Source organism: Streptomyces sp. NPDC004126, assembly GCF_050275515.1.
Taxonomy (GTDB): domain Bacteria; phylum Actinomycetota; class Actinomycetes; order Streptomycetales; family Streptomycetaceae; genus Streptomyces.
In genome coordinates this window covers 1-17,884 of record NZ_JBNNPF010000030.1, presented here as the reverse complement: position 1 = coordinate 17,884, position 17,884 = coordinate 1, and the positions used below count along the sequence as shown (strand labels likewise).

Sequence of the window (17,884 nt, the reverse complement as noted above, 5' to 3'; positions counted from 1 at the left end):
CGGGCTAAGGGGGAAGCGGTGGTCGGGGCCGTCGCCCGTCAGCCGGGAAGCGGGGTGTTGTGCAGGTCGTAGCTGCGCCGGTCCCCGAAGCGGGCCAGCACCTCCTGGTGGACGCGCGCCAGGCACTCGGGGGGCAGCTCCACGGGCGCGGCGCCCAGTCTGGACGTGATGCGGTGCAGGGCGGCCGCCGCCCAGGCCGGATCGGCCAGGAACGGGTCGAGGCCGTGCCGGTTGTGCCGGCGGACGCCGAGCACGGCCGCGGCCGCGAGGACCAGCACGTAGCGGTCCGTCAGCGCGAACCACGCCGGACCCACCGGCGTCCCGCCGTCCAGCGGAGGCAGCGCGAGCACCCGCCGGCGCAGGTCCCGCAGCTCCTCGACGAGGTGCAGCGTCATCGTGTGCAGGGCCCGCTCCACCGGGTCGCGGCCCGGCGGCTCCGCGGCGGCGGCCAGCAGCGAGGCGCTGAGGCTGTCGCGTCCGCTGGCCAGCGCGAGCGCGTCGTAACGGAACGCCGGCAGGGGCGCGTCCGGCTGGAACAGCGCGGCCGGGGCCTCCTCCTCGGCGAACCAGGAGCGGCCCGCCAGCTGCTTCAGCTGCGGGATCACCGTCGCCTGGCAGGCGACCGTCCCCGCGTGGCCGAGGCTGATCACCGGCACGTCCCGGATGTGCTTCTGCAGCACGCCGACCGTGCCCTCCCGCGTGTACAGCTGCGAGCCCAGGACCGTCGACAGGTCGTACATCGTCTCGATCAGCACCCGCGGCAGCAGCAGCTTCACGGCCGCCGAGTACACGCTCGTCTCGGCCGGCAGCAGGTGCAGCGCCCGAGTGGCCACGACCGCCAGGCAGTCGTACAGCAGCAGGTTCACGAACGCGCCGGTCAGCGTGTTCGCGGTGTGCTGCGGGTCCACCGGCGCCGTGCCGGCCGCGCCGGGCCCCCGCTGACGGTCCACCAGCACGGCCGTGCGCAGGCTCGTGTCCACGGCGGCCACCGACAGGGAGGCCATCAGCGTGCGGCTCATCTGGAACGACTGCAGCGAGGTCGCCACCCCGCTGCCGGGCGCGCCCAGCAGGGCGTCGGCGGGCACCGGGCAGTCGTCGAAGCGCACGCCCGAGAAGAAGCAGGACCGCAGCCCCACCGCGGCCGGCCGCCGCTCGGTGCGGTAGCGGCCGGCGGGCAGGGTGCGCGGGTCCAGCAGCAGGGCGCTCTGCGTCCCGCCGGGGAAGTGGTCGCCGGTACGGCAGAACAGCACCAGCGCGTCGGCCCGGTGCAGGTTGTTGACCACCGGCTTCGCCCCGGTGAGCGACAGGCCGCCACCGGGGCGCAGCTCCGCCGAGATCTGGTTGCGGACGAAGTCGTTGGTGTGCGCGGTCTCGTGCTGGGCGATGGCCGCCTTCGACCCGCCCAGCAGCAGGCCGCCCAGCCACGACCGCTGCTCCTCGCTGCCGCGCATCCACACGTCGGAGGCGGCCATGAAGGTGGTCATGCCGTAGCCCATGCCGAGGGACACGTCCCGGCGGAACACCGGACGCATCACCCGCAGCAGGCCCTCGGCGGAGTCGAAGCGGCCGCCGAGCTCGCGCGGGACGAACTCGCGGTGCATCCCGAAGTCGTCGAGCAGCCCCTCCGCCTCCGGCGACAGCGCGGCCGCCTGGTCGGACGCGAGCAGCGCGCGGTGCCCGGCCGGGTTGCCGGGCGCGGCCGGGTCGCCGAGCAGGGCCTCCAGCGCGGCGGCCCGGACCCGGCCGCTCGTCGACTCCGGAGACGGCGCGGGCCGCCGCACCGGCGCCCGCGGGGCCGGTCCGGCGGCGACGGCGACGGCGCTCACCACGCCGTCTCCGCGGCGGCGCGGGCGGAGGGCCGCAGCAGGTCGTTGCCGAGCAGCGTGTCGCGCGGACGGACCAGGGCCTGCACGGCCGGGTCGAGGACCTCGTACGCGCCGCTGACCTCGCCCGCCAGGAACAGCTTGCGGATCAGCGTCCGCTGGATCTTGCCGCTGGTGGTGCGGCGCAGCGTGCCGGGCCGCACCAGGAGCACGTTGGCCGCGGGCACGTCGAAGTCCTGGCCGATGAGGATCTGGATGCGCCGGGCCAGGGCGCGCAGCGTCTCCCAGTCCGCGTTCTCGGGACGCACCTCGTGCACGACGACGAGCTGCTCGCGGTCCGCGTCCACGGTGAACACGGCGCCCTGGCCCGCCCCGAGGGACGGCTCCGTCTCGCGCACCGCCCACTCCACGTCCTGCGGATAGATGTTGCGCCCGTTGAGGATGATCATCTCCTTGAGGCGGCCGGTGACGTACAGCTCGTCCCCGTCGACCACCCCGAGGTCCCCGGTGCGCAGGAAGCCGCTGTCCCCGTCGTCCACCATCGCCTGGAAGGTGCGGGCGGTGTCGGTGGGACGGCGCCAGTAGCCCTGGGCGACGCTGTCGCCGCGCACCCAGATCTCCCCGACCCGGCCCTCCGGCACCTCGCCGCCGACCACCGGCTCCACGATCCGCACGTCGAAGCCGCGTACGGTACCGCTCCCGACGAGGGTCCGCACCGGCCGGCCGGGCCGCGGCGGGCGCAGCTCGTCGTACTCCAGACCGGACGCGTCGACGGTCAGGGTGCGCGGGCCGCGGCCCGGCGGGCCGCCGGACACGACGAGCGTGGCCTCGGCGAGCCCGTACGCCGGGAAGAGGCTCTCGCGCCGGAAACCGGCCGCGGCGAAGCGCTCGGCGAAGGCCTCCAGGGTCTGGTGGCGCACCGGCTCGGCGCCGTTGATCGCCAGCCGCCAGCCGCTCAGGTCCAGGCCGGCGAGCTGCTCGTCCGTGATCCGGCGCAGGCACAGGTCGTAGCAGAAGTTGGGGCCGCCGCCGATCGTCACCCCGTACTCGCCGATCGAACGCAGCCAGCGCACCGGCCGCTTGACGAACGCGGTGGGGGACATCTGCACCGACGAGGTGCCCAGCCACAGCGGGTGCAGCAGATGGCAGATGAGCCCCATGTCGTGGTAGTGCGGCAGCCAGCTGCCGAACACGTCCCGGTCGGTGGAGCCCAGGACCCCGCGCATGGCCTCCATGTTGGCGAGGAGGTTGCGGTGACTGACCATCACACCGCGCGGCCGGGACGTCGAACCCGAGGTGTACTGGAGGAACGCCAGGTCCTCCGGACCCGTGGGGGGCGGCTGCCAGGCGTCGGCGTCCAGCCCCTCCTCCACGTCGGTGGCCAGGCACACCGTCTCGCCCCGGCCCGCCATGGCGAGCCACAGCGACACGTCGGGGGCGTTGGCGGAGTCCGTCAGCACCAGCTGCGCGCCGGTGTCGCGGATGATCCCCGACACGCGCTGCAGCCGCTCGCCCCGGTCACCGGGGAGCGGGGCGGGAACGGCGACGGCACCCGCGTACAGGCAGCCCGCGAACGCCTTCAGGAAGCCGGGGCCCGGCGGGTACAGCAGCAGCACCGGCTGCCGCAGCGCACCGTGCTCGCGCAGCCGCACCGCGATGGCCCGGGCCGCCCGGTCCAGCTCCCCGTACGTGAGGTGCTCGGCGGCGGCGCCCGGGGCGTCACCGAGGAACACGTGAGCGTCGCGCTCGCCGAGTGCCGCGGCCCGGCCGCGGAGCACCTCGGTGAACGTAGCGAATCCAGTCAACGTCAGCCCCCTTCTGGCGCACCCGGGGCAACTGCCGAACGCCCGGCGCCCCTGCCGCCAACGCCTCGGCATGCTCCACGGGGCGCCTAAAGCATGGCTTGCGGGTCCCGGGCAGGGTGCCCGGCACCGGATCAGGGGTCCGGCTGTCCGAAGCCGGGGGTGCGCCCGGCCCTAGGGTGACCAGGGCCGGGCAGCTGGGGGAGTCTGCCGCCACCCGTGCCACCGGAGTGCCGAGGAACGGGGGCTGCATGCGATTTCGGGTGTTGGGGCCACTGGAAGTGGACGCGGCCGGCCCGGGCGCGCAGCGCGTCACGCCCCGCGCGGCGAAGATCCGCGTGGTGCTCGCGACGCTGCTCGTACGGCCCAACGAGATCGTGTCCGTGGGCAGCCTCATCGACGAACTGTGGGGCGAGGACCCGCCGCGCACCGCGACCACCACGCTCCAGGTCTACATCTCGCAGCTGCGCAAGCTCCTGCACGCCGCCGACCCCGAAGCGGGCCGCGAATGCCTGGTCACCCGGCCGCCCGGCTACCTCATGCGGCTGGACCCGGACCGGCTGGACCTCACCGCCTTCGAGGACCTGCACGCCCGGGGCCGCGCCGCCATGGCCCGCCAGGACGCCGGGGCCGCCGCCGACCTCCAGCGCCGCGCGCTCGCGCTGTGGCGCGGCCCGCTGCTGTCCGACACCCCCCACGGGTCCCTGCTCGACAGCACCGCGATCCGCCTCGGCGAACTGCGCACGGCCGCACTGGAGCAGCGCATCCGGGCCGACCTGCAACTGGGCCGCCACCACGAACTCGTCGGCGAACTCCGGGCGCTGGCCGCCGAACTGCCGATGCGCGAGGAGTTCCACGCCCACCTGATGGTGGCGCTCTACCGCACCGGCCGGCAGGCCGACGCGCTGGAGGCCTTCGCCCGGCTGCGGCGCACCCTCGTCGACGAACTGGCGATCGAGCCGGGACCGCCCCTGCAGCAGCTCCACGGCCGCATCCTCGACGGGGACACCGCACTGCTGCGCCCCTCGGGCGCCGCACCGCACCGCGCGGACCCGGACCGGGCGCGGTCCGCGGCGGCCGCGGGCGGACCCGGTACGGCCGCACCGGCCGCCGCGCTTGCCGCGGCACCCGCAGGGCCGTACGCGGGGCCCTTCGCGGGACCGTCCGCCGGGCCGGACCCCGTGCTGCCCACGGCCGTCGGACCGGTCGGTGAACTCCCGCCGCCCGACCCGCTGTTCACCGGACGCGACGAGGAGCTCGGCGCGCTGCGCACGCTCCTGCGGGACGTCCCCGCGGGCGGCTGCGTCGCGCTCACCGGTCCCGCCGGCGTGGGCAAGACCGCCCTCGCCCTGGCCGCCGCGCACCACGCCGGCGACCTCTTCCCCGACGGCCGGGTCCTCCTCTCCCTGCGCGACGACACCGGCGCACCGCTCGCCCCCGCCGCCGCCCTCACCCTGCTGCTGCTCCGCTGCGGGGTCCCCGGGCCGCTGCCCGACGACCTCGACGGGCTGCGCCGCACCCTGGACCGGCTCACCCCGGGCCGCCGGATGCTGATCGTGCTCGACGACGCGGCCGACGCGGAGCAGGCCCGCCACCTGCTGCCCGCGACCCCCGGCAGCACCGCGCTGCTGACCTGCCGCCGGACCCCGGCGCTCCCGGTCACCCGGGCGCACCTGCTGGACGTCCCCGCCCCGGCCCAGGCCCGCCGGCTGCTGCTGGCCGCCTCGGGCCGCGACGGCGAGGACGACGGGCCCGAGGCGGCCTCGGCCGCCGTCGTCGACGCCTGCGGCCGGCTGCCGTCGGCCGTACGGGCCCTCGCGGGCCGGCTGGCCGCCCGCCCGCACTGGAGCGTGGCCTCCCTCGCCGCCCGGCTGGCCGGCGAACACGACCGGCTCGCCGAACTCCGCTCCGCGCAGCCCGGCCTGGACGCCGCCCTGCGCGCCGGGTACGACGAGGCCGGCGCACCGCTGAAGCGCGCCTTCCGGCTGCTCGGGCTGCTGCCCGCCGGCCCCTTCCCCACCGCCGACGCGGCCGCCCTGTTCGGCACGCCCGAACCCGCCGCCGAAGCCCTGCTGGAGAGCCTGGTCGAAGCCCGGCTGCTGCGGGCCGAACCCCGCGGCGCCTACCGCCTGCACGTGCTGTGGCGGCTGCTGGCCGGCGAGCTCCTCACCGCCGAGGAGCCCCCCGCCGAGGCGGCCCGGGCCGTGGCCCGGCTCGCCGACGCCCTGGCCGCCGAGGCGCGGGAGGCCGACGGACTGCCGCACGCCGCCGAGTGGTTCGCCGACCGCCGCACCGCTCTGGCCTCGGCCCTGGGCCGGGCCCACGCGGCCGGACTGTGGGCCCGCACCGTGCGCCTCGCCGACGTCCTCACCGCCCCCCTGGAGGCCCACGCGGCCTGGGACGACTGGGAACGCGCGCACACCCTGGCCCTCGACGCGGCCGAACGCTCCGGCGACCTCGGCGCCCAGTCCCGGCTGCTGTGCTCCCTCGGCGACCTGGCCTGGCAGCGCCGCCGCACCGACGCGGCCCGCGGGCTCTACCGGCGGGCCCTGAGGGCCGCCGACGGCGCCGACGCCCGGCCCGAACGCGACCGCGCCCTGACCGGCCTCGCCGAACTGAGCCTGGACGCCTCGGCCGTCACGGAAGCGGCCCGGCTGATCGGCCAGGTCCTCGACGCGGAACCCGCCGACCCCCGCGACCACTACGAGGCCCTTCGGGTCCGGGCCCTGCTCGCGCTGGAGACGCAGGGCCCCGCCGCCGCGGAGCCGCACTTCGAACGCTGCCTGGCCCTGGCGGCCCGGCTCGGCGACCGGCGCCGCGAGGCGTACGCGCTCCGCTGGCTGCGCCACGTCCGCGGCGGCCTCCCGCTGCCGGACTGGACGGAGACCCGGCCCGGGGTGTGGCGGCTGCGCACCGCCGCCTGAGCCGCACGCCGCCGCCGTTCCACCGGAACACCGACCGACCGGGCGACGCACCCCGCGTCGCCCCGTACCGACGCAAGACCTAAGGAGGGACACCCGTGCTCACGGCACTGCAAGGGGTGTACGGGGACCGCGCGGACGCGGTCACCGTCGCCGGCCGGACCGCCTCGTACGAGGAACTGCTGGGCGCGGCCGGAGCGGTGGCCGCCGACGTGGCCGGCGCCCCCGCCGTCGCCGTCGAGGCCACGGCCTCCCTGGAGACCGTCGCCGCGGTGGCCGGCTGCCTGCTGGCCGGGGTGCCCGTGGTGCCCGTACCGCCCGACGCGGGCGTCGCCGAACGCGAGCACATCCTGCGCGACTCGGGCGCCTGCCCCGTCACCGCGGACTTCGCCCGCCGGGCCGCCTGGAGCGGCCCCGCACCGGCGGCCGACGCCCCCGCGATGATCCTCTACACCTCCGGGACCACCGGCGCGCCCAAGGGCGTCGTCCTCGGCGGCGCCGCGATCGCCGCGGGCCTGGACGCCCTCGCCGAGGCCTGGCAGTGGACCGCGGAGGACACCCTCGTCCACGGCCTGCCGCTGTTCCACGTCCACGGCCTGATCCTCGGCGTCCTCGGCGCGCTGCGCACCGGCAGCCGCCTCGTGCACACCGGCCGGCCCACCGCCGCCGCGTACGCGGAGGCGGGCGGCAGCCTGTACTTCGGGGTGCCCACGGTGTGGTCCCGCGTCGTGGCCGAGCCGGAGCGGGCCCGGGCGCTGCGCTCGGCGCGGCTGCTGGTCTCGGGCAGCGCCCCCCTGCCGGAGCGGGTCTTCCGCGGCCTGGAGGAGCTGACGGGGAGCCGGCCGGTCGAGCGGTACGGGATGACGGAGACCCTGATCACGGTGAGCGGCCGCGCGGGCGGCCCGCTGCGGCCGGGCGCGGTGGGGACGCCGCTGCCCGGCGTCCGTACCCGGATCGCGGCCGGGCCGGGCGAGGAGATCGGCGAACTCCAGCTGACCGCGCCCACGCTGTTCTCCGGCTACCTGGGGCGCCCCGAGGCCACGGCGGCCTCGTACACCGAGGACGGCTGGTTCCGGACGGGCGACATCGCGGCGATCGACCCGGACGGCACCCACCGCATCGTGGGCCGGGCCTCCGTCGACATGATCAAGTCGGGCGGGTACCGGATGGGGGCGGGCGAGATCGAGAACGCGCTCCTCGACCACCCCGGCGTGGCGGAGGCCGCCGTGGTCGGGGTGCCCGACTCCGACCTGGGCCAGCGCGTCGTGGCGTACGTCGTGGCCTCGGGGGTGACCGGGGCCGAGCTCACCGACTTCGTCGCCGCACGCCTCTCGGTGCACAAGCGGCCGCGCGAGGTGCGGTTCGTCGCCGCGCTGCCGCGCAACGCGATGGGCAAGACCCAGAAGCGGCTGCTGCTGTCGCGGGAGGGGTGAGGCGGTACGGCCTAAGCCGGCCCCGGGGACCCGGCCGGTGCCCGCTCGGCCTCGGGCCGGTAGTGCCGCAGGAACAGCTCCTCGAGGGTCGGCGGCCGGCTGACGAGGCTGCGTACGCCGGTCTCCGACAGCACCCGCAGGAACGTGCCGAGGTGCTCCTGGTCGACCTGGGCGGTGACCTCCGCGCCGTGCACCTCCAGCCCGTGCACCCCGGGGAGTTCCTCCAGGCCCTCGACGGGGGCGGCGAGTTCGGCCGTGACGTGGGTGCGGGCCAGGTGCCGCATCCGGGCGAGCGAGCCCGTCTCGACCGTGCGCCCGTCGCGGACGATGCTGACCCGGTCGCACAGCGCCTCGACCTCGGTGAGGACGTGGCTGGAGAGCAGCACCGTACGGCCCTCGTCGGTGGCCTCGCCGACGCAGCTCTGGAAGACTTCCTCGGCCAACGGGTCGAGACCGGAGGTGGGTTCGTCGAAGACGAGCAGCTCGGCGTCGGCGGCGAAGGCGGCGACCAGGGCGAGCTTCTGCCGGTTGCCCTTGGAGTACGCGCGGCCCTTCTTGCCCGGGTCGAGCTCGAAGCGCTCCATCAGCTCCCTGGTTAACCGGGAGTCGGTGCCGTCCCGCAGGCCGGAGAGGAAGCCGAGGGCGTCGCCGCCGGAGAGGTTGCGCCACAGGTTCACGTCGCCGGGCACGTACGCGATGCGCTGGTGCAGGGCGACGGCGTCGCGCCAGGGGTCGCCGCCCAGCAGGCGTACGCGGCCGCTGTCGGCGCGGATCAGGCCGAGGAGGATGCGCAGGGTGGTGGACTTGCCGGCTCCGTTGGGGCCGAGGAAGCCGTGCACCTCGCCCTTCTCGACGCTCAGGTCCAGGCCCTTCAGCGCTTGCGTGCGGCCGAACGACTTGTACAGTCCGGCAATATCGATTGCCATCGTCACATTGTCGGAAGATACCTTAGTTTCAGAATATCGTGAAGCTATCGGAAGGTGTCGTCCGACGATCGATCACGGGGGAGACGGTATGGACACGGGTGCCGGCGGAAGCGGAATCGGAAGCGAGAGCGGACAGCGGGACTACGGCGAGGAGGTCTCGGCCTTCGTCGAACGGTTCGCCGCCGACCTGGTGGCCGCCGGGATGCCCCGGATGCCCTCCCGGATCTTCGCCTGCCTGCTCGCCGAGGACGCGGGCGCGCTGAGCGCCGCGGAGCTCTCCGAACGGCTGAAGGTCAGCCCGGCCGCGGTCTCGGGCGCCGTCCGCTACCTGGCCCAGATGCACATGGTCGGCCGGGAACGGGCGCCGGGCGAGCGGCGGGAGCTCTACCGGATCCACGCGGACCTCTGGTACGAGACCGTCACCAGCCGCGACCAGATGCTCAACCGCTGGGCCGCCACCCTCAAGCAGGGGGTGGAGGTGCTGGGCCCCGGCACCCCGGCGGGCGTCCGGGCCGAGGAGACGGCCGACTTCTTCAACTTCGTGAAACTGGAACTGGACTCACTGATGGACCGCTGGCGCGCCCACCGCGGCCGCTGACCGCCCCGGCCGCGCGGGCCCTGCGGGCGCGGGCCCGGCCGCCGCGGGCCCGACAACCGGCACGAGGACCGCGCGGCACCGGGAACCTCCGGTGCCGCACGGCCGCCCGGGACGGCTAGTACGTGTGGAAGCCCCGCCCGCTCTTGCGGCCCAGGTAGCCCGCGTCCACCAGGTGTTCCAGGTGCCTGGCCGGCACCAGCGACGGCTCCCGGAACGAGGCGTGCAGACTGTTCTGGATCTGCAGCGACACGTCCAGCCCGATCGTGTCCAGCAGCGTCAGCGGCCCCATCGGATAGCCGCAGCCCTGCGTCATCACCGCGTCGATCTCCCCGGCCACCGCCCGCCGCTCCTCCAGCAGCCGCACCGCGCTGTTGAGGTACGGGAACAGCAGGGCGTTGACGATGAAACCGGCCCGGTCGTCGATCCCGACCGGGTGCTTGCCCAGCCGCGCGCACACCTCGTGGACCGTCCCCAGCGCGTCCGGCGCCGTCAGCACCGTCCCGACCACCTCCACCAGCCGCATCACCGGAGCCGGGTTGAAGAAGTGCATGCCGAGCACGTCCTCGGGCCGCGAGGTGACCGCCGCGCACTCCACCACCGGCAGGCTCGACGTCGTCGTCGTCAGCACCGCACCCGGACGGCACACCGCGTCCAGCCCCCGGAACACCTCCCGCTTGACGGGGAGTTCCTCCGCGACCGCCTCGACCACCAGGTCGCAGTCCGCGACCGCCTCCAGCGAATCCGCCGGCACCAGCCGCTCCAGCGCGGCCCGGCCCTCCTCGGCACTGATCCGGCCGCGCTTGACCCCGCGCTCCACCGAACCCGCGACCTTGTCCAGCGCCTCCTTCGCGCGCACGTCCGTACGGGCCACCAGCCGCGTCCCGTAACCGGACCGGGCGAACACCTCGGCGATGCCCGACGCCATCGTGCCGGACCCGATCACCCCGACCTCGCGCACCGGCCGCGACGGCCGCGCGGGACCCCCCGCCCCGCCGCCCGGCGCACCGGCCGCGGCCCGGGGACCCCCCGGGCCCTCGGGCCAGGTGTGGAACCCCCGGCCCGCCTTCGCGCCCAGCAGCCCCGCCGTCACCATGTGGTCCAGCAGCGGCGGCGGCAGGAACTGCGCCTGCCCCGTCTGCTCGTACAGGCCGCGCAGGGTGTCCCGCGCCGTGTCCAGACCGATCAGGTCGAGGTGGGCCAGCGGCCCCAGCGGCAGCCCGCAGCCCAGCATCATCGCCGCGTCGATGTCGTCGCGCGACGCGTACCGCCGCTCGTACATCGCGACGGCACCGTTCAGGTAGGCCATCAGCAGACCGCCGCCCGTGAAGCCCGGCTGGTCGCTGGAGGCCACGGCCCTGCGGCCCAGCGCACCCACCAGCTCCTCCGCCGCACGCCCCACCGACGGCTCCGTCAGGGGCGTGGTCACCACCTCCACCACACCGCCGTCCGGGGCGTGCCCGACCGGGTGCAGGCCCACCGTGCGCGGCAGCCGCCCGCACGCCGCCGCCACCCGGGTCACCGACAGCGAGGTCGTCGTCGCGAACACCGCCTCGGGACCGCACAGCCCGTCGGCCCGCCGCAGCACCTCCGTCTTCAGCTCGAAGTCCTCCGGCAGCGCCTCCACGACCAGCTCACTGCCCGTGATGGCGGCGAGATCGGCCGTGTACGCGACCCGGGCCCGGGCCGCCGGATCCTCCAGCCCGCGCTCGACGCGCTCGCGGCCGCCGGCCAGGGCGTCACCGTCGGCCTCCACCGCCACCACCCGGGCGCCCGCCGAGGCGAGCGAGCGGGCCAGCGCGGATCCGACCGTACCGAGGCCGATCACCGCGACCGCGGTGAAGGGCAGGGCACCGGGAAGGGGTGCCGCGGATGCTGCCGTCATGCTGCTGAGTCCTTTCGGGGAGCGGGAGCCGCCTCCTCGTCCCAGCGGACGAGCACCGTGCCCAGGGACATGCCGCCGCCGAAACCGGCGAGCAGCACGACGTCCCGGTCCCGGAACGCCCCGGACCGGTACGCCTCGTCCAGGGCGAGGGGAATGGAGGCGGCACTGGTGTTTCCGTGCTCGGCGACGGTGAGGTGCGTACGGGCGCGCGGCAGACCCAGACGGGGCACGGTCTCGCCCAGCATCACGCCGTTGGCCTGGTGCGGGACGAAGTGGTCGACCTCGGAGCGCTCCAGACCGTGCCGGTCCAGCACCTCGCCGACCGCGCGCGGCAGCTCGGCGGCAACGAAGTCGCGCACACCGCGCCCGTTCATCCTGAAGTGGTGCAGCCCCTCCGCGACCGTCTTCTCCGACGCGGGCAGCCGGCTGCCGCCGGCCTCCACCCGGATCAGTTCCGCCTGGTCGCCGCGGCTGGCCAGGTACGAGCCGAGGACCCCGTACCCGGACCGCACCGGCCCCAGCACCACGGCACCCGCGCCGTCACCGAACAGGACGGCGGTCCGCCGGTCCTCCCGGTCGATGATGCGCGAGTACACGTCGGCGCCGATGACCAGCGCGTGACCCCGGACCCCGCCGTCCTGCCCCGGCAGCAGCCGGGCCGCCGCCACCAGACCGAACACGAAGCCGCTGCACACCGAATTCACGTCGAACGCGGCCGCGTTCACCGCACCGATCCGGTGCTGGACCAGACAGGCCGTCGCCGGCTGCGGGGAATCCGGCGTGGACGTCGCCACCACGATCCACGACAGCTGCTCCGCCGAGATCCCGGCCGCGTCCAGCGCGGCCCGCGCCGCCTCGACCGCCAGGTCGGAGGTGGCCTCGTACTCGGCCGCGTAGCGCCGCTCCCGGATGCCGGTCTTCTGCAGGATCCAGTCCTCGGTGACCCCCGCCCGTTCCCCGACGACCCGATTGGACACCGTGTCGGCAGGCAGATAAGACCCGGTGCCCAGAATTCCGATTGCTGTCATGACGGACGGCTCCTCACCGTGGCGGTGGGCAGAAAGCGCGGGAAACTGCGGGAAATGCATTCACCGCGGGGTGCTCGAATGGGACATTCAGCAATGGTTCTCGCTGCCCGAGGCGGCCGGTAACCCTTGCTCGGCCCCCTAGCCGCCCCTAGCGGTACGGCAGGCCGGTGACCGGGAGCTGTTTTTAGCCGAGCTTTAGAGCCGGACGTCAGCGTCTCGACGGTCTGCATGGAATTCCCCCGGTCCTCGGTCCGCCCGCGCGCCCGGCGGATCCCTGAAGACGCATCAGGCAAACAGGCGAAGGGGGAGATCGTGGCTGACCCGCTGATTTCGGCACGGCAGACGACGGCGGCTCCGGAGGAGTCCGGTACACCAGGCCGTGGCACCGGGCCGATCGCGGTCATCGGCATCTCCTGCCGGTTCCCGCAGGCCGACGGTCCCGCCGCGTACTGGCGGCTGCTGCGCGACGGCACGGACGCCGTCACCGACGCGCCCGAAGCGCGCCGCGACGTCGTCCCCGCGGGCTCCGGCCCGGCCGCCGCCCGCGGCGGCTACCTCGACCGCGTCGACACCTTCGACGCCCGGTTCTTCGGCATCTCGCCGCGCGAGGCCGCCGCCATGGACCCGCAGCAGCGCCTCGTCCTCGAACTCGCCTGGGAGGCCCTGGAGGACGCGGGCATCCTCCCGGGCACCCTCAAGAACAGCGGCACCGGCGTGTTCGTCGGCGCCATCTGGGACGACTACGCCGACCTCGTACGCCGCTCCGGCGGCGCGGGCACCGGTCAGCACGCCTTCACCGGCCTCAACCGGGGCGTCATCGCCAACCGCGTCTCCTACACGCTCGGCCTGCACGGCCCCAGCCTGACCGTCGACACCGCCCAGTCCTCCTCCCTCGTCGCCGTGCACCTGGCCTGCCAGGCCCTGCTCAGCGGGGAGGCCGACCTCGCCCTCGCCGGCGGCGTCAACCTGCGCGTCACGCCCGCCAGTTCCGAGATCACCGCCGGGTTCGGCGCCCTGTCGCCCGACGGCCGCTGCCACACCTTCGACGAGCGCGCCAACGGCTTCGTCCGGGGCGAGGGCGGCGGACTCGTCCTGCTCAAGCCCCTCGACCGGGCCCTCGCCGACGGCGACCGCGTCCACTGCGTCCTGCTCGGCAGCGCCGTCAACCACGACGGGCCCACCGACGGCCTCACCGTGCCCAGCCCCACCGCCCAGGCCGACGTCATCCGCCGCGCCCTGGAGGCCGCCGGCACCGACCCCGCCGAGGTGCAGTACGTCGAACTGCACGGCACCGGCACCCCGGTCGGCGACCCCGTCGAGGCCGCCGCCCTCGGTACCGCCCTCGGCGCGGCCCGCGGCGCTGCCGACCCGCTGCCCGTCGGCTCCGCCAAGACCAACATCGGGCACCTCGAAGCCGCCGCGGGCATCGCCGGCCTCATCAAGGCCGCCCTCGCCGTCGGCCACCGCGAACTGCCCGCCAGCCTCCACCACCGCACCCCGAACCCGGCCATCGACCTCGACGCGCTGCGGCTGCGGGTGCAGACCGAGGCCGGGCCCTGGCCGCACCCCGCCCGCCCCCTCGTCGCCGGCGTCAGCTCCTTCGGCCTCGGCGGCGCCAACTGCCACGTCGTCCTCGCCGAAGCCCCCGCCCCCGCCGAGACCCCTGCCGAGGCCCCCGCCGCGCCCGCCGCCGGCCGGACGCTGCTCTTCCCGCTCTCCGGCCGCGGCGAACAGGCCCTGCGCGCCCAGGCCGCCCGGCTCGCAGCCCACACCGCCAACCACACCGGGACCGCCGCGGACCTCGCGCACGCCCTGGCCACCACCCGCACCGCCCACGAGGACCGGGCCGTCGTCCTCGCCGAGGACCTCGCCGGCCTCACCGCCGGACTCGACGCCCTCGCCGCCGCGGCACCCTCCCCGCACCTGGTCCGCGGCCGCGCCGGCACCGGCAGCACCGCGTTCCTCTTCTCCGGCCAGGGCAGCCAGCGCCCCGGCATGGGACGCGAACTGCACGCCGCGCAGCCCGCGTTCGCCGCCGCCTTCGACGAGGTGTGCGCCGCCTTCGACGCACACCTGCCCCGCCCGCTCCGCGAGATCGCCTTCGCCGCCCCGGGCACCGACGAGGCCGCCCTCCTCGACCGCACCGCCTGGACCCAGCCCGCCCTGTTCGCCTTCGAGGTCGCCCTCCACCGGCTGCTCGGCCACCTCGGCGTCCGCCCCGACTACCTCGTCGGCCACTCCATCGGCGAACTCGCCGCCGCGCACGTCGCCGGGATCCTCACCCTGCCCGACGCCGCCGCGCTCGTCGCCGCCCGCGGCCGCCTCATGGACGCCCTCCCCGAGGGCGGAGCCATGGCCGCCCTCCAGGCCAGCGAGGCCGAGCTCGCGCCCCTCCTCGCCGGACGCACCGACCGGGTGTGCCTGGCCGCCGTCAACAGCCCCCGCTCCGTCGTGGTCTCCGGCGACGAGGACGCCGTCGACGCCCTCGCACAGCACTTCGCCGAACAGGGCCGCAAGACCAAGCGGCTGCCCGTCAGCCACGCCTTCCACTCCCCCCACATGGACGGCATGCTCGATGCGTTCCGCACCGTCGCCGCCTCCGTCTCCTACGCCCCGGCCCGCATCCCCCTCGTCTCCAACCTGACCGGCCGGATCGTCACCGACGAGGAGATCGGCACCGCCGACTACTGGGTGCGCCACGTCCGCGAGGCCGTCCGCTTCGCCGACGGCATCCACGCCCTCGACGCCGCCGGCGTCACCACCTACGTGGAACTCGGCCCCGACGGCGCCCTGTCCTCCGCCGGACGCGAATGCGCCGGCGACGAAGCCGCGTTCGTGCCCGCCGCCCGGACCGGCAAGCAGCCCGAGCCCGAGTCGCTCACCACGGCCCTCGCCCGCCTCCACACCCTGGGCGCCGCCCCGGACCTGCGCTGGGACACCCTCCTCGGCACCACCGGCCCGGCCCCCCGGCCGGACCTGCCGACGTACGCCTTCCAGCGCCGCCGCCACTGGATCGACGCGGCCCCCGCCACCCCCGCCACCCCCGCGACCGCGGCCGCCCCGACGGCGGCCCCGGCCGCCGACACCCCGGAGGAGGAGGCGCACTCCGACACCGGAGCCCTGCGCGCCCGCCTCACCGCGCTCCCCGCCGCCGACCGCGAGCAGGCCGTCCTCGACCTGCTCCGCACGGACATCGCCGCCGTCCTGCGCCACGACGACGCCCGCGACATCGACCTGCGCGAAACCTTCCACGAACTCGGCTTCGACTCCTGGACCGCCGTCGAACTCCGCGACGGCCTCACCCGCAGCACCGGACTGGCCCTGCCCAGCAGCCTCCTGTTCGACCACCCCACCCCCGTCGCCCTCGCCCGCAACCTCACGGAGCGCGCCCTCGGCCGGACGGCCGGCCCGGCCGCCGCCACCCGCCACACCACCGCCGCCGCGGCCGCCGACGAACCGATCGCCGTCGTCGCCATGGCCTGCCGCTTCCCCGGCGGCACCGACTCCCCCGAGGCACTGTGGGAGGTCCTCGCCGCCGGCCGGGACGTCACCGGACCCTTCCCCACCGACCGCGGCTGGGACCTGGAGGGCCTCTACGACCCCGAGGGCCGGCCGGGCACCCACTACGTGCGGGCGGGCGGCTTCCTCGACGGCGCCACCCTCTTCGACCCCGCCTTCTTCGGCATCTCGCCCCGCGAGGCCGCCGCCATGGACCCGCAGCAGCGGCTCCTGCTGGAGACCTCCTGGGAGGCCCTGGAACGCGCCGGCCTCGACCCCCTCGCCCTCAAGGGCACGGACACCGGCGTGTTCATCGGCGCGACCTTCCAGGACTACGGCCCGCGCCTGCACGAGGGCACGGAGTCCACCGAGGGCTACCTGATGACCGGCAGCACCCCCAGCGTCGCCTCCGGCCGCATCGCCTACACCCTCGGCCTCGAAGGCCCCGCCGTCACCGTCGACACCGCCTGCTCCTCCTCGCTGGTCGCCCTGCACCTGGCCGCCCAGTCCCTGCGCCAGGGCGAATGCACCCTCGCCGTGGCCGGCGGCGTCACCGTCATGCCCACCCCCGGCCTCTTCGTCGAACTCACCCGCCAGCGCGCCCTGTCCGCCGACGGCCGCTGCAAGTCCTTCTCCGCCGACGCCGACGGCACCGGCTGGGCCGAGGGCGCGGGCGTCCTCCTGCTGGAGAAGCTCTCCGACGCGGAGGCCAATGGCCACCAGGTGCTCGCCGTCATCCGGGGCTCCGCCACCAACCAGGACGGCGCCTCCAACGGCCTGACCGCCCCCAACGGCCCCTCCCAGCAGCGCGTCATCCGCCAGGCCCTCGCCAACGCGGGCGTCACCGCCGACACCGTCGACGCCGTCGAGGCCCACGGCACCGGCACCAAGCTCGGCGACCCCATCGAGGCGCACGCCCTGCTCGCCACCTACGGCCAGGGCCGCGACACGGACCGGCCGCTGTGGCTCGGCTCCCTCAAGTCCAACACCGGCCACACCCAGCAGGCCGCCGGCGTCGCCGGCGTCATCAAGATGATCCTGGCCCTGCGCCACGGCATCCTGCCCAAGACCCTGCACGCCGAAGAGCGCTCCCCCCACATCGACTGGTCGGCGGGTTCCGTCGAACTCCTCGCCGAGGCCCGCCTCTGGCCCGCCGCCGAGGAGACCGGCCACCCGCGCCGCGCGGGCGTCTCCTCCTTCGGGATCAGCGGCACCAACGCCCACCTCATCCTCGAAGAGGCCCCGGCCCCGGCCCCGGTGGCGGCCCCGGAGGCGGCACCCGCCGCCGGCCCCGTGGCCTGGCTGCTGTCCGCCAAGACCGAGGACGCCCTGCGCGAGCAGGCCGCCCGGCTGCGCACCCACGCCGCCGAGCAGCCCGACACCCCCGTCGCCGCCGTCGCCGCCGCCCTCGCCGGGCACCGCTCCGTCTTCGGCCACCGGGCGGCCGTGCTGGGCTCCTCCCGCGAGGAACTGCTCGCGGGCCTGGAAGCCCCGCTGGTGTCCGGTGTCGCGGACGCGGGCGGCAAGACGGTGTTCGTCTTCCCCGGGCAGGGTTCGCAGTGGGTCGGGATGGGTGTCGAACTCCTGGATTCCTCGCCGGTGTTCGCGGCTCGGTTCGCCGAGGTCGCGGCGGCGGTGGAGGCGCATGTCGACTGGTCGGTGGAGGAGGTGCTGCGCGGTGACGGGGAGGCCCTGGCCCGGATCGAGGTGCTGCAGCCGGTTCTGTTCGCCGTGATGGTGTCGCTCGCGGAGCTGTGGCGTGCGGCGGGCGTGGTGCCCGACGCGGTCGTGGGTCACTCGCAGGGGGAGATCGCGGCGGCGGCCGTGTCGGGTGCGCTGTCGCTGGAGGACGCGGCCAGGGTCGTGGTGCTGCGTTCGCAGCTGTTCGCGGACGAGCTGGTGGGCCGGGGCGCGGTCGCCTCGGTGTCGCTGGGCGCGGACGCGGTCCGCGGGCGGCTCGCCCCGTACGGGGA

Annotated in this window: 9 protein-coding genes; 4 read left to right on the top strand and 5 right to left on the bottom strand. The window is 75.6% G+C overall.

The window, feature by feature from the left end:
* Window positions 1-38 precede the first annotated feature (38 nt).
* Together ACQKM2_RS25740 and ACQKM2_RS25735 are read right to left on the bottom strand one after the other, a co-directional pair.
* A complete protein-coding gene (locus ACQKM2_RS25740; protein WP_427713722.1) occupies window positions 39-1,826 on the bottom strand; it encodes an acyl-CoA dehydrogenase in 1,788 nt (595 codons plus the stop codon).
* Window positions 1,823-3,628: a fatty acyl-AMP ligase gene (locus ACQKM2_RS25735; RefSeq protein ID WP_427713720.1), complete on the bottom strand. Its 1,806-nt coding sequence runs from the start codon at window positions 3,626-3,628 to the stop codon at window positions 1,823-1,825. Before ACQKM2_RS25735 ends, ACQKM2_RS25740 begins: the two co-directional genes overlap by 4 nt.
* Before the next feature lie 248 nt (window positions 3,629-3,876).
* Here ACQKM2_RS25735 and ACQKM2_RS25730 point away from each other — a divergent pair, with 248 nt between their 5' ends.
* Entirely contained in the window at window positions 3,877-6,549 is a 2,673-nt protein-coding gene (locus ACQKM2_RS25730; protein ID WP_427713717.1) for a BTAD domain-containing putative transcriptional regulator, read from the top strand.
* Window positions 6,550-6,644: 95 nt separating this feature from the next.
* Window positions 6,645-7,979, top strand: coding sequence for an AMP-binding protein (locus ACQKM2_RS25725; RefSeq protein ID WP_427713715.1), 1,335 nt, complete (start codon window positions 6,645-6,647; stop codon window positions 7,977-7,979).
* 11 nt (window positions 7,980-7,990) lie between these two features.
* Here the strand turns inward: ACQKM2_RS25725 and ACQKM2_RS25720 are convergent, their stop codons facing one another.
* The gene (locus ACQKM2_RS25720; protein ID WP_427713712.1) at window positions 7,991-8,911 is read right to left on the bottom strand and encodes an ATP-binding cassette domain-containing protein; all 921 of its coding nucleotides are present in this window, start codon (window positions 8,909-8,911) and stop codon (window positions 7,991-7,993) included.
* Between the two features lie 82 nt (window positions 8,912-8,993).
* On the opposite strand from ACQKM2_RS25720, the gene ACQKM2_RS25715 reads away from it, so the two are divergent.
* Window positions 8,994-9,503 carry a GbsR/MarR family transcriptional regulator gene (locus tag ACQKM2_RS25715; RefSeq protein WP_427713709.1) on the top strand — a complete coding sequence of 170 codons (510 nt, stop codon included), beginning with the start codon at window positions 8,994-8,996 and terminating at the stop codon, window positions 9,501-9,503.
* Window positions 9,504-9,618: 115 nt separating this feature from the next.
* On the opposite strand, the gene ACQKM2_RS25710 is transcribed toward ACQKM2_RS25715, so the two are convergent.
* Together ACQKM2_RS25710 and ACQKM2_RS25705 are read right to left on the bottom strand one after the other, a co-directional pair.
* The gene (locus tag ACQKM2_RS25710) at window positions 9,619-11,385 is read right to left on the bottom strand and encodes a 3-hydroxyacyl-CoA dehydrogenase family protein (RefSeq protein ID WP_427713707.1); all 1,767 of its coding nucleotides are present in this window, start codon (window positions 11,383-11,385) and stop codon (window positions 9,619-9,621) included.
* Window positions 11,382-12,413, bottom strand: coding sequence for a 3-oxoacyl-ACP synthase III family protein (locus tag ACQKM2_RS25705; protein WP_427713704.1), 1,032 nt, complete (start codon window positions 12,411-12,413; stop codon window positions 11,382-11,384). Before ACQKM2_RS25705 ends, ACQKM2_RS25710 begins: the two co-directional genes overlap by 4 nt.
* Before the next feature lie 312 nt (window positions 12,414-12,725).
* Between ACQKM2_RS25705 and ACQKM2_RS25700 the strand changes: the two genes are divergently transcribed.
* Window positions 12,726-17,884: type I polyketide synthase (locus ACQKM2_RS25700; protein WP_427713703.1), on the top strand; the 5,159-nt coding region annotated here is incomplete at its 3' end.

Excerpts from the sequence above, each read along its gene's own strand:
- ACQKM2_RS25730 (WP_427713717.1), top strand. The coding sequence starts at position 3,877 with ATGCGATTTCGGGTGTTGGGGCCACTGGAAGTGGACGCGGCCGGCCCG.
- ACQKM2_RS25715 (WP_427713709.1), top strand. The coding sequence starts at position 8,994 with ATGGACACGGGTGCCGGCGGAAGCGGAATCGGAAGCGAGAGCGGACAG.
- ACQKM2_RS25710 (WP_427713707.1), bottom strand. The coding sequence starts at position 11,385 with ATGACGGCAGCATCCGCGGCACCCCTTCCCGGTGCCCTGCCCTTCACC.
- ACQKM2_RS25705 (WP_427713704.1), bottom strand. The coding sequence starts at position 12,413 with ATGACAGCAATCGGAATTCTGGGCACCGGGTCTTATCTGCCTGCCGAC.